Below are 26,432 nucleotides of genomic sequence, written 5' to 3'. Positions count from 1 at the left end.
GGAATGACTGATGGCTTCGATGGCGACCCATCAACTGACCCTGGGCTATCAGCGCCAGGTGATTATCGATGCACTGGATCTGCAACTGCCGGCGGGCAAAGTCTCGGTGCTGATCGGCAGCAACGGTTGTGGCAAAAGCACCTTGCTCAAATCCCTGGCGCGCCTGCTCAAGCCGCGACAGGGTTCGGTCATTCTCAACGGAGTCGACATCCAGCAACGCTCGACGGCGGCCGTGGCGCGGGAACTGGCCATCCTGCCGCAGATGCCCAGCGCGCCGGAAGGCATCACTGTACGGCAACTGGTGGCGCTGGGGCGTTATCCGTATCAGAGCTGGATGCAGCAATGGTCGGTGCAGGATGAGGCCATGGTTGAACGGGCGATGCAGCAGACGGGGGTGCAGGATCTGGCGCAACGGCCTGTCGATGCGCTGTCCGGTGGTCAGCGTCAGCGCGTCTGGATTGCCATGACCCTCGCGCAGGATACCGAGATCGTGTTGCTCGATGAACCGACCACTTTTCTCGATCTGGCCCACCAGATCGAGGTGCTGGATCTGCTGCGCGACCTCAATCGTCAGGAGAACAAGACCATCGTGATGGTTCTGCATGATCTGAACCTGGCGTGTCGCTACGCCGATCATATGGTCGCGGTGCATCAACGCACGGCATTCGCCCAGGGCCGTCCGGCGGACATTCTGACCGAGGGACTGGTCAAGCAGGTCTTCGATCTCAACTGCCGAATCATCGCCGATCCGTTCTTCGGCACACCGCTGTGCATCCCGTTCGGACGGGAGTTGCCGCAATGAACCTGAGTTCGGCATTCGCACCGCACGACTGGGCGGTATTGAGTGGTCCGCTACGTCTCAAGCCCATGGCCGAGCACGACCGGCAACGCTCGGTTCGCGCCACGGCATTGCTGGATGAAGACGCGTGCGTGCAATTGCTCGACCGGCTGGGTCCCGTGATCGGCTCTCCGACCCGAGCCATCACCGCATCGCTATTGGCCAAGCGGTTCTCTTTTCTGGCCACGGGCGCTTGTCTGTACGCCATGTCGGTTTGTGATCAGGGACTGATGTTGTCCCTTGAGGACTGCGTGATCGAATACGGTCATGACGAAGGGCTCTGGACGTCCTCTATGCCCATGCCCGAGCGAGCACCCACCCGGTACGATGCCGGAGAACGAGAAGCCTGGCGGGCGGAAGTCGTGACAGCGTTGTTCGCGGGCGTGTTGGCTCCGTTATGGCAGATGTTCAATCGGGTCAGCGGGATTTCGCGACGCATTCTGTGGGAAAACACCGCCGTGCGCGTTTATTCGCTGTACGAAAAGCGCATGAGCAAGGTGCAGGACCCGCAGATTCGCCAGCGCCAGGAAGCGGATTTCCATTGGCTGCTCAATGAAGCCCCCCCGGAACTGTTCGGCCTGGATTACAACCCGCTGACGCACTTCCGCCGCCCGCCCACGCCCATGGAGGAGGGGGGCAGTGTCCGTTTTCGCCGTACCTGTTGCTTCTACTATCGAGCCTGCGATCCCGTCGAATATTGCTCGACATGCCCCCTCATCCGGCCAAAACCTTCACGTCCGAGGAAATGTTCATGATCGTTCCCCGTCAACAACAGGCCAGCCCGGAACTGCTTGAACAGTATCGGCAGATCGCGCCATCAACCCTGGGCCATTTTGGCGATCAGGGGTATTTGCGCGGCATCAAACCGTTGTTCTGCAATGTGCGCATGCTGGGCAATGTCGTCACCGTTAAGGTCTTTCCACCCGATGGCAGCATCTTGCGCGACGCGCTGTTGCTCAGTCAGCCGGGCGATGTGTTGGTGATCGAATGTGCAGGCGACGAGGAGTGCGCCTGCTGGGGCGAGCTGCGAACACTGGCCGGGCTGATCAAAGGGCTGGCAGGTGTCGTGGTCGGCGGCGCGGTGACCGATGTGGCGGCCTTGCGCGAACACCGGTTGCCTGTTTTCAGCTTTGGGGTTAGTGCTTACACCACCCGTGGAATCGGTCTGCGAGGTGAGGTCAATGGCACCGTGGAAGTCGCCGGGGTGCGGATCAATCCAGGGGACATTGCGCTGGGCGATGATGACGGCGTGTTCATTCTTGATGTGGCTCGTGCTGAATCCCTGTTGCCAGAGCTCATGGCCAAGGAAGCGCTGGATCGTGAGCGCAGGGCGGCTTTTCTGGACAAGCTGCCATCGATTCAAGACAACCAGTACGCGTGAGGTCTGCAATAATGGCGACCATTTCGGCGCGAGGGCATGTCGAGTGCTCGTGTTGGCATCCGGCAGTTTGATTTGGAGGATTCTATGCGTGACATTATTGATGGCTTTCTGCGTTTTCAGCGCGAGGTGTATCCACAGCGCGTCGAGCTTTTCAAGCAGCTCGCGACAGAACAGAACCCCAAGGCGCTGTTCGTCACGTGCTCGGACAGTCGTGTAGTGCCTGAACTCCTCACACAGCGCGAACCGGGCGAGCTATTCGTGATCCGCAACGCCGGCAACATCGTGCCGTCGTACGGACCTGAACCGGGTGGGGTTTCGGCCACTGTCGAATATGCGGTCGCCGTGCTCGGCGTAAAGGACATCGTGATTTGCGGCCATTCGGATTGCGGGGCGATGGGCGCGATTTCACGCTGCACCTGTCTGGATCATCTTCCGGCCGTTGCCAACTGGCTTCGTCACTCGGATGCGGCGAAAGCGATCAACGCCGCACATGAATTCGATACGCCACGTGACAAGCTCGATGGCCTCGTTCGCGAAAACGTGATTGCACAATTGGCGAACCTGCGCACTCATCCATCGGTGGCGCTCGCGCTCGAGCAGGGGAGTTTGAATCTGCATGGCTGGGTCTATGACATCGAGGCAGGTTGCATCGATGCGCTGGATGGCGCCACTCGGCGTTTCGTCAAACTTTCCGATTCACCGACCACAGTTGCCGTTGCTGCGCGCAACGTGGGTCAGTTGTAACGGCGGCGGACGAGCCAGGACGGAGATGTCTTCGTCCTGGTCAAGCAGTACCAGGCCCGAGATGAAGAAACTGCCGGCGTTTCCTTGGTACAGCCTGTAGCCTGGCTTTTCCCTTTGACTGAACCTCATGGATGCTTATGAAAATTCGCCGTTTCTCGCCAGGAGATGAGGCCGCGTTGTTTCGTGTCTTCTTCTCGAGTATTCATCAACTCGCAGCGGGTGATTACACTCAAAACCAGATTGATGCTTGGGCACCAGAAGACATAGACCCGCAGTACTGGACGACACGGATGCGAACAATCAATCCGTTTGTCGCTGAACACAATGGCGAAATAGTGGGCTATGCCGATATTCAGTCCAATGGTTACATCGACCATTTTTTTGTTTCCGGTGCCCATGCTGGTCAAGGCATCGGCACTCTTCTCATGAGTCGTATCCTTGACGAAGCGGATACGCTGGGAATTCGAGAACTCACTTCAGACGTCAGTCGCACCGCTGAGATCTTCTTTGAGCGTCACGGTTTTCATGTAGTGGAGAGAAAACTCTCGGTCACCCGCGGTGTGTCGTTGCCGAATGCGCTGATGCGTAAAGAGCTGAAGTGAAAGGTGAGTTCGACCGACTTAGAACCTAGAGTGCTGTAGCGCGAAGGTTTCCGGCTGGGGTCGGATTTATGATCCTTTGCAAATCTTCGCCTCGGACGGGTAGTTGCAATATACGAAGTGAGGGTAGTGAGCGTTTTTTGGCCCACTCGGCAAGGTGACGGCGCTCCTGAAAGTTCACATCCGAGGTGAGAATGATCAGGTTTATCGCGCGATACCAAGCAAGGGATTTCAGGCAATCGCTGTCCCTGCGAACTTCAAAATTGTCGAAGATCAACGTTTCGAATCGATCTCCAGCTTCGAGCAGTTCTACAACCTCTTTCGCAGTGCTACGAAGCGTAATGTTGAAAATCCCCAGGCGGTTAAGCAAGCGTGTGAACTCCAGCATCTCGCCAAAACGCTTTCCTATCACGACGACTCTCTCTTGAGTTCTCTGCATCGCTACGTCTCCAAAAAATCGCAAAAGCCTATGCAATTGATTGAGGGTTGTGCACAAGAAAAATCTTGTCTGGGGCCGGGTATATTCTCGAATATGCTCTGGGCTCACGAATCCGTCGAGGCCAGAAAGTTATTCAAATCGCTGAGCAGGTTCTCAACGGACTGATACAGTTCATCAACGACTTTCGCAAACTCCGTACTATCGGGTCCTGAACAGGCAAGTTGCAATTGATCACAGGCGTTTATCACGCGGTTAGCCATTATGATTCTTGCTACCCCCTTCACGCGGTGGGCCAAGTCATATAAGCCTATATGGTCGTCCAAGGCGAACAACCTGAGAATATGCCGTAAATCTTCCTCGCTCTCGCGGATGATGTCGTGTAGCAATTTAGTCATGAGCTCGGCATCGTGACTTGCGAGTTGTGTCAGGTTGGCAATGTTAAAGCTCGTCTGTTGTTGCGAAGATTCGCTTTCTGAGTCACGTGCATCGACCGGCGTTGCCAGGTGTTGCAGGCGTTTTGCCAAATCATCCAGACTGACAGGTTTGAACAAACAGTCATCCATTCCTGCTGCTTTGCACATTTCCACTTCACGCGCCTGAGCATTTGCGGTAAAGCCTAAGATAAGGCAAGGGGCTCTAGCTGACGTTTTCTCCACGTGACGGATTTTTTTGGCCAGGTCGTAGCCGTTCAGAATGGGCATATTGCAGTCAGTGAACACGACGTCGAACCCGCCTGCATTCCAGGCACGGAATCCACTGATACCATCAACTTCATCGGCCACCTGATGGCCGAGATAGATGAGTTGTTGGGTCAGCAACAAGCGATTGGCCGGATGATCATCCACCACCAGGATCTTCAGTTCGCGACTCATCGGCATTTCGAGAATGCTGACCGCGTTACGGAGCTCGGGCGGTGCAAATTCCACATTAAGCGTTAACTCGACCTCCGTACCTTTTCCAAAGACACTACGAAGATTCAAGGTACCACCCATCATCGAAGACAACGCCTTGCTGATATTCAATCCCAATCCTGACCCAACCGAAAGTGAAGCGCTATCAGTACCTACTTGGCTAAAAGGCGTAAACAGCTTTGGTATATCTTCGGCCTTAATTCCCACGCCGGTGTCGCGGACACAGACGTTTAACGCCAAGTGGCTGGTACTCCATCGATGCGCGCTGACATCGACGGTGACATTACCCTGCGAGGTGAACTTGATCGCATTACTCAGCAAATTGGAAAGTATCTGTTTGAAACGAAGTGGATCGATAAACACCTCGCATTCAGCCAACGCATCAACCTTGACGTCAATACTGAGCCCTTTCTGTCGAGCGAGACTGTGAAAAACGCGCGTGGTCGAAATGATAAGATCCTTCAACGCCACACGCTCAGGTGCGAGTGTCAGATGTCCCGACTCGACGCGTATGATGTCTAATGTATTCCCGATGATACCCACAAGGTTTTTCGAGGAGTCGTAAGCGACCTCGATCGCCAGGCGATCAAGAACACCCTGCCGGGCTTTGATCATGGCAAGTTCCAACATACCCACGACAGCGTTCATCGGCGTCCTGATTTCATGGCTTATGGTTGCTACAAATTTTGTTTTGGCTTGACTGGCGCTATCGGCCTCATGTTTTGCTTCTATGAGTTTTAATAGCAACGCTTCACGCTCTGTGATATCCACCCACCCGCCAATTACACCTTTGATCACGCCATCATCATCCTGGTAGGGAACAACCCAATGGAAGGCGGTAATCGAACGATCTCCAGGAAGATAGAGCTTCATGTCTTCCGAGTATTGTTCGCCCGTCTCCATCACATGCAGGTATCTTTTTTGAAAGACATTTGCATACTCTGGCGGTATGAATGAGTAGTCGGTCAGGAGCGTCCCGGTTACGTCGCTCGATGATAATCCTGTTTCTGCCAGATAACGTTGATTGCAGGTGATCAAACGTGCAGCTTGATCTCTCACATACATGGGATGGGGGAGACTATTGATAAGAGTCTCCATGAACTTCATTTGATCTCGCAGCGCCTTTTCAGCGATGACTCTCTGGTTGATGAGATGCCGAAGGTACAGGATCCAGACGATGGCGACCGCGAGAAGAAGAACGGCCGACACAATCCATCGGTAATAGACACTGCGTGCAGCAACCAGCTCGGTTTTATCGATAGCCACATCACCGCCCCAACGGCTGGCCAACGCTCTCAACTGTTCCGGATTGAGCGATGCGACCGCAGCGTCGAGAATAGAATATAAAAGCTTATTCTCAGGACGTGTCCCCAATGCGAAGTGAGAAAATTTGCCATCCACGACATTGGCGATGCGCAACTCATCCTTCTGATCTTTCGCAAGAGCATACTTGGCCGTTGCAAAATTCCCGATGCTGGCATCCACTTGGCCTGTTTTGAGTAAGTGGAGCGATGTATAAATGCCATCGGAGGGCACCTGTATTATGTCTGGATATTCCCGCCTCAGATAATCCACAAATTCGAGATTGGTAGTGTCGAAAGCGACGCGACGTCCCGCCAGATCAGAAATTTGTGTGATCAACGTACCCGACGCCCGCGAGATCAGAACTCTCGGAGTCGAGAGAAACGAACGGGTATAAACGATCTCAGCATCGGGCCGGATACCGGACAAATTAAGTACGACATCAACCTCGCCATTCGCGAGCTTCGTTCTGACCTCTTTTCCCGAGGCGCACTCTACGATTCTAAAATGTAAACCTGTAACTTCGCTTATGTATTCAAAGACATCAGCAGCTATACCTCGGTAAGCATAGTTTTGATCGTGAAAGGAGATAGGCGGGTAATCGGTGACAAGACCAATTTTGACCGGAGAGTTTTCAGTGATCCAGTGGCGCTCGGCGGGTGTCAGTTTCAACTCAGAGAGGGGGGAGGTGTTGATCGTGGTACCAGTCCAGCGCTGTATGATGCCTGCTTGCTTCTCTTGATTAACAGCCGACAATACCAGGTTGACCGCGCGCTGAAGATGTTGATCGGATCGGCGAAATCTGAAGCGTATTGTGCTCGAGACCTCTTCAATAGGGCTTAAATACAAGCCAGAAAAAAAGTTGGCATTGATCACATGCGTCGCATCCAGTGCGCCACCCACAAAGCCATCTACCAACTCGAATTTAACAGCAGCGATTGCTTCCAGGGAACTCGGGTAATTTGTGATCGTAACGTTAGGGTATGCCTTGTGCAGAGCCGCCAGTCCAATAGAAGACGTCACCGCAGATAAATGAAGCACCCGCTGCGAAGAGTTGAGAGGGGGAGTCTTCTGTCGAGTCACGATCACACTGGGATCCACCCAATAAGGGGACGATTCAATAAAGGACTCCGTGGAAGCGCGTGTCAGCCCCCGGGGGCCCAACATGTCGACCTCACCATTAAGTAACGCGGTTTCCGCCGACGCCTCATCAACATATCGCCGGACGCGAATCTCCACACCCAGCGCGTCGGCAATCAGTTCAAGGTAATCGGCGGTAATTCCGCTGTACTCACCTTTTAACGTTCTGATTTCCAAAGGAGGGGCGCCCGCAAGGGAGGTACCAAATGTGATAGTTTTTTTCTGCTGTAACCAGTCCTTATTGAGAAAATTTTCGGACTGGCTGAGTGGCACCATGTGCGATCGCCCGTTCAGCGGTAACGACTCGATCGCGGCGCTCGCCGCAAATGAAACCAATGTCAAGCTCCAAATCGCCAAGACGCAAAGCAATTCTGTCCTGTACTTCATTTATATGAGGTTATTTCGTTTGGCGAAGTCGGCAAGATAAACCACCGAGCGTACTTGGAGTTTTTCGGCAAGTCGTGTCTTATACGTACTAACTGTCTTGTTGCTCAAGAGCATAGCCTCGCCGATTTCTTTATTGCTAAAGCCACGAGCTAATTGCTGCAAAATAGCGAGCTCACGGTTCGAGAGATTCTGGATCATCAACTGTTCGGATTTCTCTGTGTCCGTACGGCACACCGAGCTTGTTGGCAACTCGGGGAAAAAAGGATAGCCACTCATGATGGCTCTGACGGCTCTGCGCAGCTCCGCAAAGTCGCCGGTTTTACACACATACCCGGCGGCACCGGCTTGCATGCAACGGCGAGCGAAAAAGTTTGGCTCTTGAGACGTAAAGATCAAAACCTTGGTCGTCAGCCCATAAGTACCTATACGCGTCAGAACCTCCAAGCCATCGAGCATTGGCATTGCGATGTCCAGTATCAGTAACTGCGGGGCATGCGTGCGTACCATCTGTACCGCCTCAGCACCATCGCCGGTTTCAGCGACAATATCAAAATTTTCTTCCTTCAAGAGCATCCGTACACCCACACGGATAATAGGGTGATCGTCCACAATCATCGCTTTCACATCGACACCTCTGTAACACCAAACCTTGAATAGCTCAGGCTGTCACCATGAGCAGATCAAGGATAGGTCAGATATGAGCGGCGGTAATGTAGGAAATTTCTTACGTCTCGCCAGCCTCCCTCTGTGGTGTGCGATCTAGCTTGTCTGTGGACTGTCCCCGCGTTCCAGGATGCTGGCTAGCAACGATGCTGGCATGAAAAGAAATAGATCGCCGCATTCTCCACGATTCGCCACTTGGGAAATTTCCTACAGATACCACAGCTGATCCTGCTTACAGTGCCGCCATCACGACTTAACCACTCCTTCTATATAGGGATTTGAAATACCGTGAAGCGTCAATTCCCAACATACCTCGAAAGCGAATCTGGAGTCAGAGCTGCAGCAGCAAGCACTGCCCACTCTCAGCTACATCTTGTGGCTGATATCAAACGAGGTTTGGAGTCACAGGAATTTAAAGCCTTTATACAACCCAAGATTCATCTGCTTGATCGACAGGTCGCAGGCGGCGAGTTGTTGGCGCGGTGGAACCATCCTGTCAGGGGAGTTTTACCAGCAGGGGAGTTTATCCCAGCGATGGTGCAGCACGGGCTGATCGACTCACTGCTGTGGGTATTATTCAAACAGGGGTTGGCACTTCAGAGACAGCTGACGCAAATGGATGCTCTAGTGCCTCTTTCACTGAATTTACATCCAGTGCAACTCGCGAACAAAAATTTGGTAGAGAGGTTAATTGAAGAAATAGAAAGAAATAACGTAAGGCACAACAGCATTGTTTTTGAAATTTTGGAGTCCGCGACGCTCCCCGGTAGTTCCGCCGCTTACGAAAATGCGTTGCATTTAAGACGTGCAGGATGTGGATTGTCATTGGACGATTTTGGCTCAGGGTACTCAACGCTGGAGAGACTTATCGTATTGCCGTTTACCGAGGTGAAGCTCGATCGGGCATTTGTCCAAAGAGTTCCGGATGATTTTCAGGTTGAGGCGATCATCTCCTTCGCACTTGCGCTTACAGAGAAGCTGAGCATGTCAATGGTGGTAGAGGGCGTCGAAACTGCCACGCAATGTCAGCGTTTGATTCAGCTCGGTGTGCAATATGCACAAGGCTTCTTCTTTGCACGCTCTATGCCTTCGGAAGTATTTGTTGAATATTGCGGTAAATTCGGAAGGGGCGTCTCCAGCGCCCGTACTCGGTTGTTTTGAGAGGAATGTGCAGAGGTTATTTTTAATCGCCTTGTTACCAAGCGCGAATAAATCAAAATTAATCGCACGACAGTCATGGCTTCCTAAAATCTATTAATGCAATTGGAAATCTTATGAAACAATACATTAAAACGTTCGCGGCCGTATCGGCTGTTATTGCTAGTGTCCACTCCGTAGCTGCCACAAACGTGTCAGGTGGCGTGATCTCTTTTAACGGCATGATCACCGACACCACTTGCACAATCAATGGTGGCAAGAGTGCCGACTTCACTGTCGCACTTGCACCTATAACGGTGGCAGAGGCTGGGACGACTGTAGGTCCAATTTTGAAGAACAAGAAGTCATTTTCAATGACCTTTTCGGGCTGTAATGCGGCCAGCAGTTCCGCGACTACGCCAGCTGCACCGACCACGCCACTGATGATGTACTTTTCGTCAGCGGATAATATCTCCACCGATGGAAAATATCTGCTGAATACCTCGGTTAACGAGAGTGACGCCGCGGTTGCCAAAAACGTTGGCTTTTCTCTGGGCTTACCTGGAACGCAAACACCTGTGCAACTGAACACGCCGTTTAATACCGGGATTATCGGCGCAAAGAAATCGCCCGATTCAGACACCCTTGTGTTCGACGCTTACTATTACAAGACAAACACGGCTGCTGCAAAGGTAGGAGCAATAAGCTCTAGTTTGATATATACCATTTCGTATCTCTGATACGTCCTTCGAAGATCCAGGCCGCTACAGCAGGCCTGGTTTGAGGCATGCGATGTTTAAGTTACTGATATTGGGGTGTTTAGCCTTGGGCTCGGCTTATGCCCAAGCAAACATAATTTTGAATGGTACACGAATTATTTATCATGAAAGTAAGGGGTTTGAAGCCGTACAACTGACGAGCACTGGGGCGGACGCTTCTTTGGTTCAGGCATGGATTGATGATGGAGATGTCAACTCTACGCCCGAAACAGCACAAGTACCGTTTTTGTTATCACCTCCCATCGTCAAAGTGCTCGGCCACGGCGGCCAGCAACTCAGGATCGAAAAAACTGACCAACCGGTATCTGGCGATCGTGAAAGTGTATTTTATTTAAATATTTTGGAAATACCTGCATTTCCGGAGCACTTGCAAGGGCAAAATACGCTGCAATTAGCACTTAGAACGCGTGTCAAACTTTTTTATCGCCCGAGCACTTTGAAGTCCCGCCCTGACTTCAGTAGTGAAAACATCAGAATTATGGCGCACAGCACGGGTGTGTCTGTTTTCAATGATAACGCCTATCACTTGACGATTGTGCGAATTGCGGAAAAAAACTCGAGCGTTGAAATCGCGGGGTCCAACATGATCGCTCCTTATGCTTCGTTGGACATACCAGGCAAGAATAAACTTGAGCCTGGTACTCAATATATTTTGACTTATGTTGACGACTTGGGTGCATACCGAGATGAAGTGGTCACATTGCGCTAAATCGATTTCTTACATAGAAACAATAAAGACTTTCGCTTGTTTTAGCGTGCTACTGAACGTCTCAACGGTGATGCATGACGCGCGCGCGGAGTTGTTTGACACTTCGCTTCTGGCCGGCAGGTCGAAAGAATCAGATCTTTCCAGATTTTTGAGCAATGTTGAGCTGCCTGCTGGCCGACATACATTGGATGTTTATGTAAACGATCAATGGAAAGGCCGATATAAGGTGCTGCTTGGTAGCACACGAGAGGATGTTAAAATCGCTTCAGCCGCTATTTCAGAACTGGGGCTCCAAACCTCTTGGGCACCACCCGCTGCGGATTCCGATGATTGGATTCCGGTCCAGTACATTTCCGAGGGCGCTACTTTTGTCTTGGATATCAGTACACAGAGCCTTCGCGTGAGTGTCCCTCAGGCCTATGTACGACGTACTGATGAAAGCTACATTGATCCGCAGTTTTGGGATCCTGGACTGTCGGCATTGATCCTTGGCTACAATGCTGTTTATAACCGGCTGGAAGCCCAGAGTACAAATGTCGCCACCAATGACTTTTACTCAGGCCTGAATCTAGGTGTAAATATCGGCGGGTGGCAGTTTAGAGAGTTTGGCTCGGCAAGTAAGCGGTCCGACGAGCGGGTCCAGTACCAGTCCAATCTCCGTTATGCGCAAAATAATATTGCGTCACTGAAGTCCGTGGTAAGAGTCGGTGAGTTTTATTCCGGCGGGGAATTATTTGAATCTGTTAAAACCAAAGGCGTCGGTTTGTTTTCGGACATCAACATGCTTCCTAATTCAATGCAAGCATTTTCTCCAGTGGTCCGAGGAACCGCCAGAACCAATGCACTGGTGATAGTGAAGCAGAACGGCAGCATCATCTATCAGGAAAACGTACCGCCAGGTCCCTTCGTGATTGATGCGTTACCGCATACCGGTTCGGCGGGGGATCTCACAGTAATTGTTCAAGAGGCTAGCGGAGAGGTCACGTCATTCACAATACCTTTTTCGTCTGTTCCAAGCATGCTGAAAGCTGGTGTCAGTAAATACGCTTTAACATTGGGCTCAGCAGTACAACCTAATACGAACTATACCCCGGATTTTTTTCAGGCTACCTGGCAACGAGGGCTTGATAATCGCGCGACGGGTTACCTCGGAAGTACAGTGAGTTCCGAATATCAAGCCTACTTGGTCGGTGGCGCCTTTAATTTGCCGGTGGGTGCTCTGTCGCTGGACGTTACACATGCACGCACGGAGCTAAAAGAACAACAGTTCAACGGGCAGAGTGTTCGAATCACTTACAGTAAACTTCTCGATGCCACGGCCACAAATTTCACGCTAGGCGCTTTTCGGTACTCAAGCGCAAATTTCTATACGTTTGATGATGCCATTTATGCGAAAGAAAACAATTTCAGCAAAAATCGAAAAAAATACCAGAATCGATTTGACATACATCAGACCGAAGACACATCTGTGATTGACATGAAGACCTGGGATTCGTTAACCGGTGCACGGCCGCGTAACAATTTCAGCCTCAATATTAGTCAACGCCTCCCCGGCGAATTGGGTTCTGTATATTTCGCAGGCGTGCAACGAGATTACTGGGGCTCCAACAAAAAAAGTCGGGAGTACCAGTTCGGCTTTTCAAAATCGTTCAACCAGGTATCGGTTAGTCTGTCCGTCAACAAGGTTCGTGATTCACATGGGCATAAGCAGACGCGGTCGTATATTGGTTTTACTATTCCATTCGAGATGTTCTCCAATCGTGCAACCATCGCCAGTAGCGTTTCATTTGACGACTCACGTTATTCGCAAAGCAATACGAGTGTCAGCGGTAGTGCCCTGCAATCTCAACGGCTTAGTTATAGTGTGGCGGCGAGTCACGACCCTGAGAACCGTGCCATCAGTGTGGGCAGCACTTACCGCGCCAACAACGTCACCATCGGGGGAACCCTCGGTGAAGCATCCGATTACCGACAGTTTGGCGTGGACGCACGCGGCACGGTGGTCATGATTCCAGGAAAAATTCTGGCATCCAATGACATGGGCAATACGATGTTAGTTGTCGAAGCTCCCAAGGCAAAGGGAATGGTTGTCAATGGTGATGCCAGTGTCATTACCGATGAAGATGGTTACGCGCTTGTGCCTTACGCAAGCCCGTACCGCACAAATTCAATCATGCTGTCCGAAGGGGCTAATGCCTCGGGTGGGAGGGTCATAGGCAATGTTGCTCACAGCGTGCCGTTTGCCGACGCAGTGGCAAAGGTCACATTCAAAACTGACTTGCGTCAGGCGCTGAATTTTCGCGCTTTACATGTTAATGGTTCCCCGTTGCCCTTCGGCGCCGAGGTGCTGGATCAGGCCGGGAACTCTATCGGCTATGTTGGTCAAGCCAGTACGTTATACATAAATTATGACGAACGACCATCACAACTAACTGTGCGTATGCATGACAGTGCCTGCGCTATAAACCTGCCGGATGTACTCGCCCCTCGAGCGTCCGTTTCGTGTCGATGAGTGGAGACGTACTGATGTCTGCTTGGTCAATAATCAAATTGTTTTTTGCCATTTTGCTATTGAGCCTTATTTTTAACTATGCCGCCAATGCAACGTGCTATGACGATATTACATCCCGAGGCCCTGATATTGTGCTGGATCTTTCGGAGCGCTTGAAAAAGGATATTTCCCCAACGTGGACGACGACAGTCTATACCAACTTTATAAATCGGCCGTTTAGTTGCTCTGGAGGCGAACAGCTGAAGTATCAATCTGCTCTTAAAAAATCCGGCGGGGTATTAATCGGATTTCACAATGGCGCCTATTGGGTCCGGGTAGAAATAATCTCGATACCGGAATCCATACCCATGAAATCGGGTTCACATCGAGGCGCCGAGGTGAATACGGCCATTACGATGCGATTTACCTTGGAAAACGGGACTGGACCTGACGAGACAAAATTTTTCAGTAGCGTGGCGCTGCTCAAAAATTTCGTAAATGTCGTCGACGACTCAGGCATGGGTTGGCTTGAATGGCTTGGTTCAATTTTCAGCTCGGCGTACTACTTGGTGGCCGGGGCGCCCGATTGGAAAAGAAATATGTTCACCCAGAACTTGGCATTGATCTACACGCCCACCTATACCACTTGCAAGTTGGACAACCCCGGGCTTACCGTCAGTCTTCCGGAGGTCGGTATCTCAAGCGTTACCGCGGGTTCGCGGCCTGGCTATACTCCATTTAATTTGAACTTTAGCTGCGACAACCTCCGGGGGAATGGGTTTTCGGACCGCATGGTTGACATCTTTCTCTCTAGCACTGACCTCGGTACTCGGGATACTTATCTAGTTGATCAACGCCCCCTTGCAGCGCAAGGAGTCGGAATCATGCTGGTTGCTGCAAACAACCCATCGGCGCCCGTGATATTTTCACGATCACCCATGGTACGCGGACGAGCGACTTCGATTCACAGATTGCAACCCGGTAGTTATAGCCCCGATCTCTTTAGCGTCTCACTGGGTGCGTTCTACTTTCCGTTTGCGCCGGACAAAGTGACTGTCGGCCCCCTAAAGGCATCTGCGACCGTCAATATTACTTACCAATAGGTGACCACATGCTCTGGAGAAATCCTGAAAAAGTCCCGATTTGACAAAATAACCGGACTCCAATCACTGAACTTTTCAATGAAGGAGCATTTAAGCAATCGCGTCAAAACAACCTATTGATGTGTTCGGAATTAGTTGACCTACTAAAATGAGGCTCCGAAAACCGGCTCCTACAGTAACGACAGTGGATAGCTGACAATCAAACGGTTTTCATCGAACTCCAGGGAGCTGTAATCCCTGCGCAAGGTGGAGTTGCGCCACCGCACACTGAGGTTCTTGGCCAATCCACTTTGCACAACATACGCCAGTTCCGATTCACGGCCCCATTCCTTGCCATCGCTCACGGCACCGACGTGGGCGTTGCTGCCGCTGATGTAGCGGGTCATCAATGTGAGGCCCGGCAGGCCCAGATCCACGAAGTCATGGTCATAACGCACCTGCCAGGAGCGCTCTTGTGCCGCGTCATAACTGGAGTTGTAGCTGTCGTTCGCCAAGCTGGTGCCCGCGGTGCCGTTTACTCGCATCCAAGCGTTATCCCCGAACATTCGTTGTCCGCCGAGATAAAACGTGTGGGCACCAATTTTCGCCGACAGCATGGCCGACCATGCCCGGTTTTCCAGGTCTCCGGCCAGGGCCTTACCGTTTTCTTTGCCCGTGAAATAACCCAGGTTAGCCCCCAGCACCCAGTTGCCTGTCTGTTGGCTGTGGGTCAGGTTGAAATAGCGTTGCTGGTAGATATCGACCAACTCCGAATACCAGACGCCCGCTTGGGTGTTTTTCTCGTTGAACTGGTATTCGACGCCGCCGAAGTTGAAGCGGTCCGAGGTTACCTTCGCACGGCCAGCCATAAACATGGCTTCCATGCTTGCGTCATTACGTGGACTGTTGGCGCGGAATTGGCCGCCATACAAGGTCAGACCGTTGAGTTCGCGAGACGTCAATTGCGCCCCGCGAAAGGTCTGGGTCAGCGAGCGTCCATCGTCGGAACGCAACACCGGCAAGACTGGCGCCCATTCGCCGGCCCTGAATTCGGTGCTGGAGATTTTCGCTTTCAATGCCATTCCGAGCCGGCCGAAATCATCCGCCGGGCGACCTTTATCATGTACCGGCAGCAATTGAGTGTTGGCAGTGCCCTTGCCCCCGTCGAGTTTCACCGAATACAGGCCCAGCACATCCAGGCCGAAGCCGACGGTGCCCGAGGTGAAACCCGAGCGTGCATCGAGGATGGAACTCTGAGTCCACTCTTCGGCCTTGGCCTGGGAAAAATTGCGATCGACAAAGTTGCGATTGATATAAAAGTTGCGCAGGTTCAGCGAGGCCTTGGCATCGTCAATAAAGCCTTCGGCGTGGCCGTCGGCGGACAAAACCAGGCAAACCAACAGGGCAGGGGTGGAACGGGAAAGGATTTTCATTGTTGTGATTCCTTTTTAGCAGGCAACAATCTCCCGTCGCGGATAAAACAGCTATCTGCGGGGAAAACGTCTTGGATGTTTTACGTGGGCGGAACTAGCCCACGAGCGCAATGATCGCCGGAACGCTAAGGACCGCCGTGTAGTACCCCATGAACTGCACACCGGTGTTGAAGCCCAGGAAGCGCGCAAGTAAACCGCCGAGCAAGCCCACCGTGACAATCACCAATAACCCCAGCAAACCTCCCTCCCATATGCCAATTACCAGCACCAGGCCGATAAAGGTCGAGATCACTGCTTCATGGCTGATATTGCGCACCACGAAAGCCGCGGCGCCGTGGGCGAAGTTCATAGTGAACGGGTAGGCCACGAGAATCGCCACGACCACTGCGAGCATTCCGTAACCAAGAAAATCCAAGGTGCTGAGCAGGTTGTGCAGGTTGTTGACTTCGCCGGTGGCGTTGTCCACCCAAAAGCGTGGCGGTGCGTTGAACAGCGGCGCTGCAGGGCCAGCAGCCACCGGACTCAAGGGCAACCCGAAGGCGATCAGCGGGATCAGCGTTTCGGCGATGTAGGTAGACTCAGTGACACCGTTTCGCGCAGTGATGACCGTTGTCAGGCGGTCATATGCCTGCTTGATTCGCGCACCAATTACTTCGCCCATGATCACGGTCATTGCTACCGGGCTGAACACGAAGGTCGCGCTCGACACACTGGCCGCCATGGCCGTGATCTTCATCTGACGCGGGTTGATGACCTTGAGCGGATTGGGAAAGTAACCTTTCCAGCCCTTGACGTCCGGCGCCAGGGAGAAAACCCGGTATTCACTACGGCGCATGCGCTCGCGTTCGGCCGGTGCCAACAGGGAAAACAGCGAAGCGATCAGCGGCGCCACGGCAATACCAAGGAAGTAACTTACTGACAACTTCACCCCGTAGTGGCCGGTCAATACCTGCAACGCGACAATCACCATGACAAACGGTATCAGCGCTAGTACGGAGGCCCAGCGACCCGCCGAGAAGTAAGCGATAGCCAGCGCCGCGCAGAGGAACACCCAAGGCGCGAACTGCTTGATCACCCCACCAAAAGGCGCCAGTAATACCGCGAACAGAACCGACAGTGGCACCGCGATCAACGCGGCCACGGCCCCACCAGTGATCATTTTGCGCAGGGCGATGTGTGGCACGCCGAGTTTGCGCAAGTAGTTTGCGTCGCCCAGCAAGGCGGTGGCCACTGTATCACCGGGAATTCCCAACAAGGCTGTGGGCACCGCGTGGGTCATATGCTTGGCAACTGCACCGGCGAGGAAGAAGGTCAAGACCCCGGCAGGCGGTGCGCCGAGCAATACCACCAACATCGTCAGAGGGGCCAGGGTCGAGGTTTCGTCGGTGCCTGAGACCAGGCCTATCGCGGAAAAAACCACGGCGCCCAGCAAGCCCAGAACAAACGCCATCATGATTTCATGCATGAGCATTTCCATCAGCCACGCCCTCCACTCAGGCTGGAGGTAACGTCGATGCTGTGGGTTGCCAGCCGATGCGTATTTTCTTCCCGCGCCTGGGCCTCACGGAGCAGGTCATACAGTCCCAGCTCACGCAGTTCTGCGATCACTTCGGCGGACAAGTCTTCAAGCCGGCCGAGGCTGCCGTATTCCTTGAGCAGATCAACCACCACTTGCTCGCGAAAAGCAGGATCGGCGGCGTGCTCCTGCACATCGCGTTTGGGCACAAATAATCTGGCACAGATCACGCCGGCTAACAGGCAACCGAACACGCCCACCAGCATGGCGTAAGTTTTGGCCATCTGTGCTGACTCGACAATAGGATGCAGCAAGTGGTGCGCGATGCAGTAGGCACCCAGGCTGACAACCGCACCGATGCCGATGGCACCTGCCAAGTGTCGGCTATCGACAGTGTCGCCCCATACCTCGTAGAGGTGTTGCTTTGCAGGCGGTGAAAGAGAATGCTTCATGGTGCCCTCCGGCCCTTGCGGGCTTGTTGTTTTTGTTGAGGCTGGTAAAGCATGGCCGACCGTGCCACAGATGCCGGCCGTCTACGGCTTCATGTCGCGTGTGACCTGGTCAACGCCTGACGGGTGAGCAGCGCCTTGGCCACGCGTGATCCACCGCTGCGCTGCAATTGGCGATCGATGAACACGCCCACTTCGATCAGTTGCCCAAGGTCGACACCGGTTTGTATGCCTTGGCGTTCCAGCAAATACACCAGTTCTTCGGTTGCCACATTTCCGGTCGCCCCTGGTGAATAAGGACAGCCACCCAGGCCGGATACTGAACTGTCGAACACCCGAACCCCAGCCTCTAGCGCAGCATGGACATTCGCCACGGCCATGCCGTATGTGTCGTGGAAATGTCCGGCCAGCGTATCGACCGGTATCTCTTTGGCACAGGCGGCTATCAACCGAGCGGTCGCTCGCGGTGTGCCGACGCCGATGGTGTCGCCGAGACTGATTTCATAACAGCCCATCTCATACAGTGCCGCCGCCACCCGTACCACTTGGCTGACGCTGACATCGCCACTGAAGGGGCAGCCATGTATACAGGACACATAGCCCCGAACCGCGACACCCGCCTTCCGGGCCTTGGCCAGTACTGGACGGAAGCGCGCCAGGCTTTGATCAATAGAACAATTGATATTCCTCTGAGAAAACATTTCGGAAGCCGCGGCGAACACCGCTACCTCCTGGCAACCCACCGCCAGCGCTGCATCCAGGCCTTGCAGGTTGGGTACCAGCGCCGTGTATGTCACCCCGGGTCGTTGACTGAGCCGGCTCACCACCTGATCGGTACCCGCCATTTGCGGCACCCAGCGCGGCGAGACAAAAGCACCGACCTCGAGGGTGCGCAAACCGGCCGCGGCCAATCGCTCCACGAGCGATACCCGTGTGTCCACCGACAGGCTGCGAACTTCATTCTGCAAACCATCACGTGGCCCCACCTCCACCAATCGCACGGCGTCCACGCTTACAACCCGCGCTTTTCAAGCAGCAAGGCCTTGGCGCGGTCGGCACGTACGTCGCGATTCTCGACCATGCACTTGACCAGCCAATCGAGCTCCTCGCCACGGGCGCCCGCCGACAGCGCGACATTGCGTGCATGCAGCGCCATGTGCCCGCGCTGAATGCCTTCGGTGGCCAACGCCCGAAGAGCACCGAGGTTTTGCGCCAGGCCCACTGCAACCGCGATCTCGCCCAGTTCCTGGGCGGTTTTCACACCAAGAATGCGCAGCGACAATTGCGCCAGTGGGTGGGTCTTGGTCGCTCCGCCCACGAGCCCCAGCGGCATCGGCATTTCAAGGGTGCCGACCAGGTTTCCGGCGCTGTCCTTTTCCCAGGTGGTGAGCGAACCATAGTGACCGTTGCGGCAGGCGTAAGCATGTGCGCCTGCCTCCACGGCGCGCCAATCATTGCCGGTGGCAACTACCAGCGGATCGATGCCGTTCATGATGCCCTTGTTATGCGTCGCTGCACGGTACGGGTCGATGACCGCAAAGGTGTAGGCATCGATGATGCCCTCGATGACCTCTTCGCCGCTGTACTCGGCAGTGGCCAGGTGCTTCGGGGCGATACGCAGTTGCGCCCGCGCCAGGCGCAGGTCCGCAAGGTTGGACAGAATACGCAGGCGCACCTTGCCGCCGGTCAGGGTTTCCATCAGCGGCGCCACCGCTTCGGCCATGGTGTTGACGGTGTTGGCTCCCATGGCATCGCGGACATCGACAATCAGGTGGGCTACCAGCATCGGCCCGCGCGGGCTGTCGGCAAAGGTGTGCACCTCTATGTCACGGCAACCGCCGCCCAAACTGATCAGTAATTGGTCCTTGCTGTTGGCCTGGGCGATGATCTGTTCCTTGTTACGCAATAAGCACAGGCGTGCATTTAACGGGTCACTGATACCGACGATCTGTACTTGCGCACGCATCAGGGGCGCACTGCTGGAAGTCTGGAATCCCCCGGCGTGCCGGGTCAGCTTGGCCATGAAAGACGCGGCAGCGACGACCGAGGGCTCTTCCACCACCAGCGGAATCACCACGTCGCGCCCGTTGATCTGGAAGTTACTGGCTACGGCGTAGGGCAACTCAAAAGTGCCGATCACGTTTTCGATCATGCCATCGGCAATCTCCAGCGGCAGAGCACCAGTGCCGCGAAGCAAGTCGCTGTCTTCGGCGCTGAGGCCCAACAGTTGCTGGAGGTATTCAAGACGCTGGTCGGGAGAAAGGCTGCGAAAGTTGGGCAAGCGGGAATCGATAGGCATCAAGGGCTCCTCTGGGAGTCGTTTGTTATTGGATAACGCCAAATTGCCCCATCTGTAGCCTTGAAAGAAGGTACAGTTTTCCCAGACAGTTCAGCGACTGTACCTATTACAAAAGTCCATAAGGAAATTTGCCATGGCGCGCCAGACCCTCGCGCAACAAGTAGCCGGAGCCATCGCCCAACAAATCACCGACGGCGCGTTCAAGGCCGGTGAAAAGTTGCCATCACTACGGGAATACATGCGCCTGCATGGTCATTCGAAAAACACCGTAATCACCGCCTACGAGCACTTATCCGCCGAGGGGCTGGTAGAAGCCCGCCACGGCCAGGGTTTTTTCGTGATAAAACGCCTGGCACACACGCTTGAAGAAGACGACAGCCTGCCTTACAACCGAGCGCTGGACACGATCTGGATGATGCGCCAGCAGTTCCTGCGCGACCCTGGACATTCGCCTCTGGGGGAGGGTTTCCCGCCGGTTGAATGGCTCATGGACATGCGTCTGGACAAATTTCATCGGCAGGTGGTGCGGGCCGGAGTCAACACCTTGTTCCGCTACGGCACGCGCCTGGGTAACGCTGGGCTGCGAGCACGGCTGGTGCAAAAGCTGGCGGACTACAACATTCCGGTTTCCCCCCGGCAACTGGTCACCACCCTGGGGGCCAACCATGCCATGGACCTGATCATCCGCCGCTACATCAATCCGGGCGACGCGGTATTGGTGGAAGACCCCGGTTACTATCCGCTGTTCGGCAAATTGCAACTTCAGGGCGCGATGATGCTAGGTGTACCTCGTGAGCCCGACGGACCGAATCTGGAGGTGCTGGAACAGTTGCTCAAGGCCAATCGACCCAAACTGTTCTTCCTTCAGTCCATCGGCCATAACCCCACGGGCTCAGACCTGTCACCGGCCAAGGCGCATCAGTTGCTACGGATCGCCGAGACTTACGACCTGCTGCTGGTGGAAAACGACTCCATGGCTGACTTCAAGCCCAGTTCAGCGATCAAGCTATCGGCCCTCGACCAACTCAACCGAACGTTGTACCTGGGCAGTTTTTCCAAATCAGTGTCGGCCGCGCTGCGGGTGGGGTTTATCGCCGGTAGCAAACAGCGGGTAGAAGAATTGGCCGATATCAAGATGATCCTGCACAACAGCGGCGCCGAGTACAGTGAGCGGACCATCGACGTGATCCTCAGCGAAGGCCAGTTCCTGCGGCACTTGTCGCGCTTGCAGGATCGTCTGCGCCAGGCGACTGCTCGCGGCCTTGCGCTACTTGACGAACTGGGCGCCGAGGTTTTTTGCCGTCCCGAACAAAGTCTGTATCTGTGGGCACGTTTTCCGCATATCGAGGACGCCAATGTCCTGACCCGGCTCTGCCTGGCCCAAGGAGTGATGCTAGCGCCCGGGGCGATTTTTTCGACCCAACCCAAAAAGGTAGTGCCCTGGACCCGTCTAAACGTGGCATACCTTGATGACCCGGAGTTCTGCAAGATCATTCGGGAATTGGGCTGACCGGAGACTAATCGAATGTGCTGTTGACTCCGTTACTTAACGCTCTGGGAGAACAGCATGCCTTTAGGAGTCTGTCTTTCGGAAAATCCGACTGAAGCTGAGTGATAAGAATCTTGACTGTATATGGCTATAGCTTCCATCGAGCACGAGAGCTGCGGCCTTGCTTTTGAACTCAGCGACAAAGGAACGACGCCAAACGCTCTGAAGCGTGAAGACCTGAAGTGAAGGGAAAGTTCGATTGACATTGAGTGCCGCAGTTCGAAGGTTACGGGCTGCGAGCGGACTTAAGACCTCGCAAATTTTCGCTCCTAACGGGTAGTTGCAATGTACGTAGTGGTGCCAGTGAACGCTTTGTGGCCGCTTACGTGTCACGACGACTGTCTCTTGAGTTCTCTGCATCGCTGCGTCTACAAAAAATAGCAAAAGCCTATGTAGCGGGTTGAGGATTGGGCACAAGAAATATCTTGTCTTGAGCCGGGTATATTCTCGAAATGCATGGTGCTCCACAGGCGTGCATGTGTTGGTTCAAATCCGAAGATATCATTAAGACCAGGCGTGGCTGATTTGTACCGTTTTCGGAAAGCGAGAAAAACGGACCGGCCGAGCTAGCCAGTTACACACGTATTTGATGAAAATATTGCTTATGAGCCCCGCATTTTCATCAGATGTTCAGAAGGCACGTCCTAAAAATTATGGTGACGACATGAGCAAAAAAGTCCTGATCGTTGATGATCATCCGTTGATTTGCCACGCGATCCGCTCAGCTTTGGCCCCGATCGGATTCGAGTCAGTGGGGGAGACTGCCGACGGCGTAGATGCCATACGCATGATCGAGTCGCTGACGCCGGACATTGTCATATTGGATATAGGTCTGGAAAAGCTTGATGGCTTGACCGTACTCAAACGCATCAGGCGGGATAAGCTGGATACCAGGGTGCTGGTGTTTACTTCCCAAGCAAAGGAGAACTACGCGTCACGCTGCCTGCAAGCCGGGGCCAGTGGCTTCGTCAGTAAAAACGAACCTATAAGCAAGCTGGTCAAGGCCATCGAGACTATTGCCGATGGGTACATTTTTTTTCCGAAAGACGCCATGCCTCTGCTTGGCAGTGTCGATGCGACGGCGGATCTCGAAGATCTTACCGACAGGGAATTACAGATTTTCAAGTTGCTGGCCGAGGGTCTTTCCAATAGTGATATCGCCAGCCGTCTTAGCTTGAGCAATAAAACCGTCAGTGGGCATAAGGTCAATATCCAAAGCAAACTTGGTGTTGCATCGGTAGTCGAGCTGGCAGACATTGCCCGCCGGCATCACCTCATTTGATCACCCAGCGATGAAAATCATCCTGCAAACCCTGTCGTTTGTACTTTTTTTGATATTCAGCTACGGCAGTCCGTCGTACGCCCGAGACCTGAACCCAATCGCCCGACAACCTCTTGAGGATCTTAAAGTCCAGCTTTCTCAGGAGGAAAGACAGTGGCTTGCGCAGAAAGGACTATTGGTGGTCGGCGTTTTTGAAGATCCGCTGCCGCCTTATCGCATCTTCGAAGAAGATCAGAATTTCGAAGGCCTGATGGCCGATTATTTGGTGGCGCTGCAAGGAGAGCTGGGTGTGCCAGTTCATCTGCGCTCTTTTGAAACGCGTGCTGCCATGTATGGCGCCTTGCTTGACGGCACCATCGACATGGTCAGCAACGTCACTCGGTTGATGGCGAAGAATCAAGGCATGAGTCTCAGCTCACCTTACGTCGTTACAGAGCTGGCGCTATTTTCCGAGGCCGGGGATTTGCATGAATATAGTGCTGACGATGGTCAGACGCGGATTGCAGTCGCCAACGGCAAGATGCTGGAGCTGTTCCAGAGTGTAGGGGGGCGCGGACAGTTTCAACATTACCCATCGGCATTGTTGGCGATGTCGTCGGTTCTAACAGGGGAGAACCAGGTTTTTCTCGGGGATACGCTGTCCACTCATTACCTCTCAAGCCAAATATTCAGCAGCCAATTGGTGGTCAACCAGAGCGCGAAGCTGTCGGAAGTGGACGTCGGTTTCGGACTAAAACCGGGGAACGATATGCTGCAAGGCATACTTGATCGAGCACTGGGCGGACTTACCCGCTGCGAGATCATCAAGGCCCAGCATCTCTGGGGAGATACTGACGATTGCAACTTCAGCGAGTTTCGCGATCAGCTCTCCATGGCTGAGCGTGAATGGCTGGATCGCTCTTCAGCTGTGCATCTGGTTGTCAGCGAGGATCTTGCCCCCTACGCATTTTTCAACAGCCGCGGGCGCTTCAATGGTATCGCGTCGGACGTGCTGGACATTATCCGGCGCAAAGCCGGGATTCGTTTCACTATCCATCGTGTCAGTTCGATCAGCGAGGCTGCGGCTCAACTGGGACATGGGGCTACGATTCTAAGTGTTCTACCCGAATCATCTGTGGATTCGTCCCGATTTCTTCATACTCGTCCGCTGACTTTTGCACCCTATCTATTCGTAGAGAGGCAAGAGGATGCGTCGTCAAACCTGGACTCGCAAAGCCAGGTTATCGTTGCAGTTGCCAAAGGCTATGCTGACCTGAGTATACTCGGCAGCCAATACCCGAACCTGGTTTTCAAACAGACTGACACCATAGGTGAGGCCTTTAAACTGGTACGTGACGGTGACGCCGACAGAGTTCTGGCTCCGGCGCACGTAGCGCGTTACTACCTCTCCTACAAATATGAAAACAGCTTGAGGGTTGGAGGTGTCGTCAATGGATCCGGGGCACGAATCGTATTTGCGGCACCTCGGGATCAAGCGCTTTTCATCTCTATTCTTAATAAGGCGATGCTGGATATCACGCCTAGAAAGAACCTGCAGATCATCGGTCGATGGCGCGCCAACTCTGCGACAGATGACCAATATTGGGAGGGGCTGAAGTCGAGCTTCTGGCGCTCTCTCGAGGTTCTGACGGGGCTGCTGCTTGTAGCTGGCCTGCTGATTTTTGCCCAGCGTCGGCGCATTCTGCGCAAGCGGCAGGATCTGCAACAGCGTCAGTTGCTGCTCGATGAATTGCAAATCGCCAAAGAGTCTGCAGATCGGGCCAGTCGAGCCAAAACGGTGTTTCTTGCGACCATGAGCCATGAAATCCGTACGCCGCTCAATGCCATCATCGGCATGCTGGAACTGGTACTGACACGCAAGAGCAATATCGATCTAAATCAGCAGTCAGTGCACATTGCCTATGAATCGGCAATCGGTTTGCTTGCCCTGATCGGCGACATTCTTGATATATCGCGGATCGAATCGGGCAAACTCACCCTGACGCCCGAGCCGGCCCGTATGAAAGACGTGCTGGAGTCGGTAGGCAATGTTTTCTCCGGACTTGCAAGGCAAAAGCGGTTGAACCTGACACTCAACCTTGACTCGCTTGCCGCAGAGCAAGTGTGGATGGATGCAGTTAAGGTCAAACAGATCGTTTCAAATCTGCTGAGTAACGCGATTAAGTTTACCGAACGCGGAAATGTCGATCTTTCTTGCTCGGTGCACGCGGTTGGAGACTCCATCTTGAGTTTTCAGATCGCCGTCAGTGACACCGGGACGGGTATACCACCGTCTCATCTGGATCAAGTTTTAAAGCCGTTCTACCTGGTCGATGGTGTGACCAGCGATTCCAATTCCGGAGCTGGGTTGGGGCTGGCAATCAGTCAGGCGCTCTGCCAATTGATGCAGAGCACTCTGCAAGTGCAAAGCGAACTGGGCAAGGGTACTCGCATGAGCTTTTCGCTCGACCTGAACAGGGTGGTTGATGCGGCAGCAATGCACGAGGAGGGCAAGGGGGCTGCGCGGAACACTGAAGAGTTGTTTACGGTCCTGATCGTCGAGGATCACCTGCCGAGTCAATATTTGCTCGTCCAGCAGATAAGCTATTTGGGGCATCGTCCGCTTACCGCGAGCAACGGCCTGGAAGGGCTTGCGGTATGGAGCGAGCATGATGTCGACATCGTGATTACTGACTGCAACATGCCGGAAATGGACGGTCTCGAGATGGCCCGCGCCATACGCCGGATGGAGCAGGGCAAAGGAATCAAACCGTGCCTGATCATCGGTCTCACCGCCGATGCGCAGCGGTCAGTGCAGCAGGCCTGCACCGACGCCGGAATGGACCATACGCTAGCCAAGCCGACGAACCTGGCAGTACTCAACCAAATGATTCCCAAATTTGGAAACGATCAATCACCCGTGCCGGACGGGACATCCTGGACCCAGGATATTCGTACCAGGATGGCCGAGGAGGTTTGCAGGAGCAATCAGAGGGAAAGTATTGCGCTGCGTGAGGCGCTGGATAGCGGAGACACACTCGCGATTCAAAACATCGCCCATAAGCTGAAAGGTACGGCTTATCTGCTCAATCATCAGGTACTTCTGGAGCGCTGTGTCGAGATGGAAGAACTCTCGGCGGGAGCACTCACTCAGGAATTGCTCGAAGCAGGGCAGATGCTTCTCGAATCTCTCGAGAGCATCAGTCTGTCGCTACAACCCCATTGAGGTGAGCTGAGGAACAGATTTGTCTTGGTAGAATTCAAGACGCGTCTTAGAGGGCGTGGGCGATGACTCGCATACCCTTTGCGAATGATTTGAGCCA

At 53.7% G+C, this 26,432-nt stretch carries 21 protein-coding genes; 13 read left to right on the top strand and 8 right to left on the bottom strand.

Annotated elements, in window-relative coordinates:
- The first annotated feature begins 10 nt into the window (after nucleotides 1-10).
- The 5 genes from CAF73_RS13680 to CAF73_RS13660 all read left to right on the top strand — a co-directional run bounded on the left by CAF73_RS13680 (nucleotide 11) and on the right by CAF73_RS13660 (nucleotide 3,565).
- A complete protein-coding gene (locus CAF73_RS13680; protein ID WP_085702963.1) occupies nucleotides 11-802 on the top strand; it encodes an ABC transporter ATP-binding protein in 792 nt (263 codons plus the stop codon).
- The gene (locus CAF73_RS13675) at nucleotides 799-1,593 is read left to right on the top strand and encodes an IucA/IucC family C-terminal-domain containing protein (RefSeq protein ID WP_085702962.1); all 795 of its coding nucleotides are present in this window, start codon (nucleotides 799-801) and stop codon (nucleotides 1,591-1,593) included. The genes CAF73_RS13680 and CAF73_RS13675 overlap by 4 nt, the downstream gene beginning before the upstream one ends.
- On the top strand, nucleotides 1,590-2,219 hold the full coding sequence (locus tag CAF73_RS13670) for an RraA family protein (RefSeq protein ID WP_085702961.1): 630 nt from the start codon (nucleotides 1,590-1,592) through the stop codon (nucleotides 2,217-2,219). The genes CAF73_RS13675 and CAF73_RS13670 overlap by 4 nt, the downstream gene beginning before the upstream one ends.
- An 84-nt stretch (nucleotides 2,220-2,303) precedes the next feature.
- Nucleotides 2,304-2,963 (top strand): carbonic anhydrase, encoded by a 660-nt coding sequence (locus CAF73_RS13665; RefSeq protein WP_085696175.1) that lies wholly within the window; start codon nucleotides 2,304-2,306, stop codon nucleotides 2,961-2,963.
- 137 nt (nucleotides 2,964-3,100) lie between these two features.
- Entirely contained in the window at nucleotides 3,101-3,565 is a 465-nt protein-coding gene (locus tag CAF73_RS13660) for a GNAT family N-acetyltransferase (RefSeq protein ID WP_085703083.1), read from the top strand.
- Between the two features lie 25 nt (nucleotides 3,566-3,590).
- On the opposite strand, the gene CAF73_RS13655 is transcribed toward CAF73_RS13660, so the two are convergent.
- From CAF73_RS13655 to CAF73_RS13645, 3 genes are all read right to left on the bottom strand, one after another.
- Nucleotides 3,591-4,001, bottom strand: coding sequence for a hypothetical protein (locus CAF73_RS13655; protein ID WP_085702960.1), 411 nt, complete (start codon nucleotides 3,999-4,001; stop codon nucleotides 3,591-3,593).
- A gap of 104 nt (nucleotides 4,002-4,105) precedes the next feature.
- Nucleotides 4,106-7,741 carry a transporter substrate-binding domain-containing protein gene (locus CAF73_RS13650; protein WP_085702959.1) on the bottom strand — a complete coding sequence of 1,212 codons (3,636 nt, stop codon included), beginning with the start codon at nucleotides 7,739-7,741 and terminating at the stop codon, nucleotides 4,106-4,108.
- Nucleotides 7,742-8,356: a response regulator transcription factor gene (locus CAF73_RS13645; RefSeq protein ID WP_085703082.1), complete on the bottom strand. Its 615-nt coding sequence runs from the start codon at nucleotides 8,354-8,356 to the stop codon at nucleotides 7,742-7,744.
- 336 nt (nucleotides 8,357-8,692) lie between these two features.
- Here CAF73_RS13645 and CAF73_RS13640 point away from each other — a divergent pair, with 336 nt between their 5' ends.
- The 5 genes from CAF73_RS13640 to CAF73_RS13620 all read left to right on the top strand — a co-directional run bounded on the left by CAF73_RS13640 (nucleotide 8,693) and on the right by CAF73_RS13620 (nucleotide 14,623).
- Complete coding sequence (locus CAF73_RS13640) at nucleotides 8,693-9,565, top strand: EAL domain-containing protein (protein WP_085702958.1); 873 nt, start codon at nucleotides 8,693-8,695, stop codon at nucleotides 9,563-9,565.
- Between the two features lie 113 nt (nucleotides 9,566-9,678).
- A complete protein-coding gene (locus CAF73_RS13635) occupies nucleotides 9,679-10,281 on the top strand; it encodes a fimbrial protein (RefSeq protein ID WP_085702957.1) in 603 nt (200 codons plus the stop codon).
- Between the two features lie 52 nt (nucleotides 10,282-10,333).
- Complete coding sequence (locus CAF73_RS13630) at nucleotides 10,334-11,029, top strand: molecular chaperone (RefSeq protein WP_085702956.1); 696 nt, start codon at nucleotides 10,334-10,336, stop codon at nucleotides 11,027-11,029.
- Nucleotides 11,007-13,541 (top strand): fimbria/pilus outer membrane usher protein, encoded by a 2,535-nt coding sequence (locus tag CAF73_RS13625; protein ID WP_176247732.1) that lies wholly within the window; start codon nucleotides 11,007-11,009, stop codon nucleotides 13,539-13,541. Before CAF73_RS13630 ends, CAF73_RS13625 begins: the two co-directional genes overlap by 23 nt.
- Nucleotides 13,542-13,555: 14 nt before the next feature.
- A complete protein-coding gene (locus tag CAF73_RS13620; protein ID WP_176247731.1) occupies nucleotides 13,556-14,623 on the top strand; it encodes a fimbrial protein in 1,068 nt (355 codons plus the stop codon).
- 170 nt (nucleotides 14,624-14,793) lie between these two features.
- Here CAF73_RS13620 and CAF73_RS13615 read toward each other — a convergent pair whose 3' ends face one another.
- The 5 genes from CAF73_RS13615 to CAF73_RS13595 all read right to left on the bottom strand — a co-directional run bounded on the left by CAF73_RS13615 (nucleotide 14,794) and on the right by CAF73_RS13595 (nucleotide 20,299).
- The gene (locus tag CAF73_RS13615; protein WP_139834835.1) at nucleotides 14,794-16,035 is read right to left on the bottom strand and encodes an OprD family porin; all 1,242 of its coding nucleotides are present in this window, start codon (nucleotides 16,033-16,035) and stop codon (nucleotides 14,794-14,796) included.
- A gap of 94 nt (nucleotides 16,036-16,129) precedes the next feature.
- Nucleotides 16,130-17,500, bottom strand: a complete 1,371-nt coding sequence (locus CAF73_RS13610) for a tripartite tricarboxylate transporter permease (RefSeq protein WP_371918974.1) — start codon at nucleotides 17,498-17,500, stop codon at nucleotides 16,130-16,132.
- Nucleotides 17,501-17,511: 11 nt separating this feature from the next.
- Nucleotides 17,512-18,003: a hypothetical protein gene (locus tag CAF73_RS13605; protein WP_085702952.1), complete on the bottom strand. Its 492-nt coding sequence runs from the start codon at nucleotides 18,001-18,003 to the stop codon at nucleotides 17,512-17,514.
- Nucleotides 18,004-18,092: 89 nt separating this feature from the next.
- Nucleotides 18,093-19,010 (bottom strand): hydroxymethylglutaryl-CoA lyase, encoded by a 918-nt coding sequence (locus tag CAF73_RS13600; RefSeq protein WP_218191828.1) that lies wholly within the window; start codon nucleotides 19,008-19,010, stop codon nucleotides 18,093-18,095.
- Between the two features lie 2 nt (nucleotides 19,011-19,012).
- Nucleotides 19,013-20,299, bottom strand: coding sequence for a hydroxymethylglutaryl-CoA reductase, degradative (locus CAF73_RS13595; protein WP_085702951.1), 1,287 nt, complete (start codon nucleotides 20,297-20,299; stop codon nucleotides 19,013-19,015).
- Between the two features lie 133 nt (nucleotides 20,300-20,432).
- On the opposite strand from CAF73_RS13595, the gene CAF73_RS13590 reads away from it, so the two are divergent.
- From CAF73_RS13590 to CAF73_RS13580, 3 genes are all read left to right on the top strand, one after another.
- Nucleotides 20,433-21,809, top strand: coding sequence for a PLP-dependent aminotransferase family protein (locus CAF73_RS13590; RefSeq protein WP_085702950.1), 1,377 nt, complete (start codon nucleotides 20,433-20,435; stop codon nucleotides 21,807-21,809).
- Nucleotides 21,810-22,512: 703 nt separating this feature from the next.
- Entirely contained in the window at nucleotides 22,513-23,130 is a 618-nt protein-coding gene (locus tag CAF73_RS13585; RefSeq protein ID WP_085702949.1) for a response regulator transcription factor, read from the top strand.
- Between the two features lie 10 nt (nucleotides 23,131-23,140).
- Nucleotides 23,141-26,335: an ATP-binding protein gene (locus tag CAF73_RS13580; RefSeq protein WP_085702948.1), complete on the top strand. Its 3,195-nt coding sequence runs from the start codon at nucleotides 23,141-23,143 to the stop codon at nucleotides 26,333-26,335.
- Nucleotides 26,336-26,432: the final 97 nt, after the last annotated feature.

The sequence above is a fragment of the Pseudomonas sp. B15(2017) genome (genome assembly GCF_002113215.1).
GTDB lineage: Bacteria > Pseudomonadota > Gammaproteobacteria > Pseudomonadales > Pseudomonadaceae > Aquipseudomonas.
The sequence above is the reverse complement of the archived record's forward strand: the minus strand, read 5'-3'. Positions and strand labels throughout refer to the sequence as shown.

Bases quoted from the DNA above. Each gene is read 5' to 3' on its own strand.
- CAF73_RS13585 (WP_085702949.1), top strand. From the start codon at position 22,513: ATGAGCAAAAAAGTCCTGATCGTTGATGATCATCCGTTGATTTGCCAC.
- CAF73_RS13605 (WP_085702952.1), bottom strand. From the start codon at position 18,003: ATGAAGCATTCTCTTTCACCGCCTGCAAAGCAACACCTCTACGAGGTA.
- CAF73_RS13620 (WP_176247731.1), top strand. From the start codon at position 13,556: ATGTCTGCTTGGTCAATAATCAAATTGTTTTTTGCCATTTTGCTATTG.
- CAF73_RS13590 (WP_085702950.1), top strand. From the start codon at position 20,433: ATGGCGCGCCAGACCCTCGCGCAACAAGTAGCCGGAGCCATCGCCCAA.
- CAF73_RS13650 (WP_085702959.1), bottom strand. From the start codon at position 7,741: ATGAAGTACAGGACAGAATTGCTTTGCGTCTTGGCGATTTGGAGCTTG.
- CAF73_RS13665 (WP_085696175.1), top strand. From the start codon at position 2,304: ATGCGTGACATTATTGATGGCTTTCTGCGTTTTCAGCGCGAGGTGTAT.
- CAF73_RS13635 (WP_085702957.1), top strand. From the start codon at position 9,679: ATGAAACAATACATTAAAACGTTCGCGGCCGTATCGGCTGTTATTGCT.
- CAF73_RS13670 (WP_085702961.1), top strand. From the start codon at position 1,590: ATGATCGTTCCCCGTCAACAACAGGCCAGCCCGGAACTGCTTGAACAG.
- CAF73_RS13580 (WP_085702948.1), top strand. From the start codon at position 23,141: ATGAAAATCATCCTGCAAACCCTGTCGTTTGTACTTTTTTTGATATTC.
- CAF73_RS13625 (WP_176247732.1), top strand. From the start codon at position 11,007: ATGAAGTGGTCACATTGCGCTAAATCGATTTCTTACATAGAAACAATA.
- CAF73_RS13615 (WP_139834835.1), bottom strand. From the start codon at position 16,035: ATGAAAATCCTTTCCCGTTCCACCCCTGCCCTGTTGGTTTGCCTGGTT.
- CAF73_RS13680 (WP_085702963.1), top strand. From the start codon at position 11: ATGGCTTCGATGGCGACCCATCAACTGACCCTGGGCTATCAGCGCCAG.
- CAF73_RS13645 (WP_085703082.1), bottom strand. From the start codon at position 8,356: ATGATTGTGGACGATCACCCTATTATCCGTGTGGGTGTACGGATGCTC.
- CAF73_RS13630 (WP_085702956.1), top strand. From the start codon at position 10,334: ATGTTTAAGTTACTGATATTGGGGTGTTTAGCCTTGGGCTCGGCTTAT.
- CAF73_RS13655 (WP_085702960.1), bottom strand. From the start codon at position 4,001: ATGCAGAGAACTCAAGAGAGAGTCGTCGTGATAGGAAAGCGTTTTGGC.
- CAF73_RS13675 (WP_085702962.1), top strand. From the start codon at position 799: ATGAACCTGAGTTCGGCATTCGCACCGCACGACTGGGCGGTATTGAGT.
- CAF73_RS13660 (WP_085703083.1), top strand. From the start codon at position 3,101: ATGAAAATTCGCCGTTTCTCGCCAGGAGATGAGGCCGCGTTGTTTCGT.
- CAF73_RS13610 (WP_371918974.1), bottom strand. From the start codon at position 17,500: ATGCATGAAATCATGATGGCGTTTGTTCTGGGCTTGCTGGGCGCCGTG.
- CAF73_RS13595 (WP_085702951.1), bottom strand. From the start codon at position 20,299: ATGCCTATCGATTCCCGCTTGCCCAACTTTCGCAGCCTTTCTCCCGAC.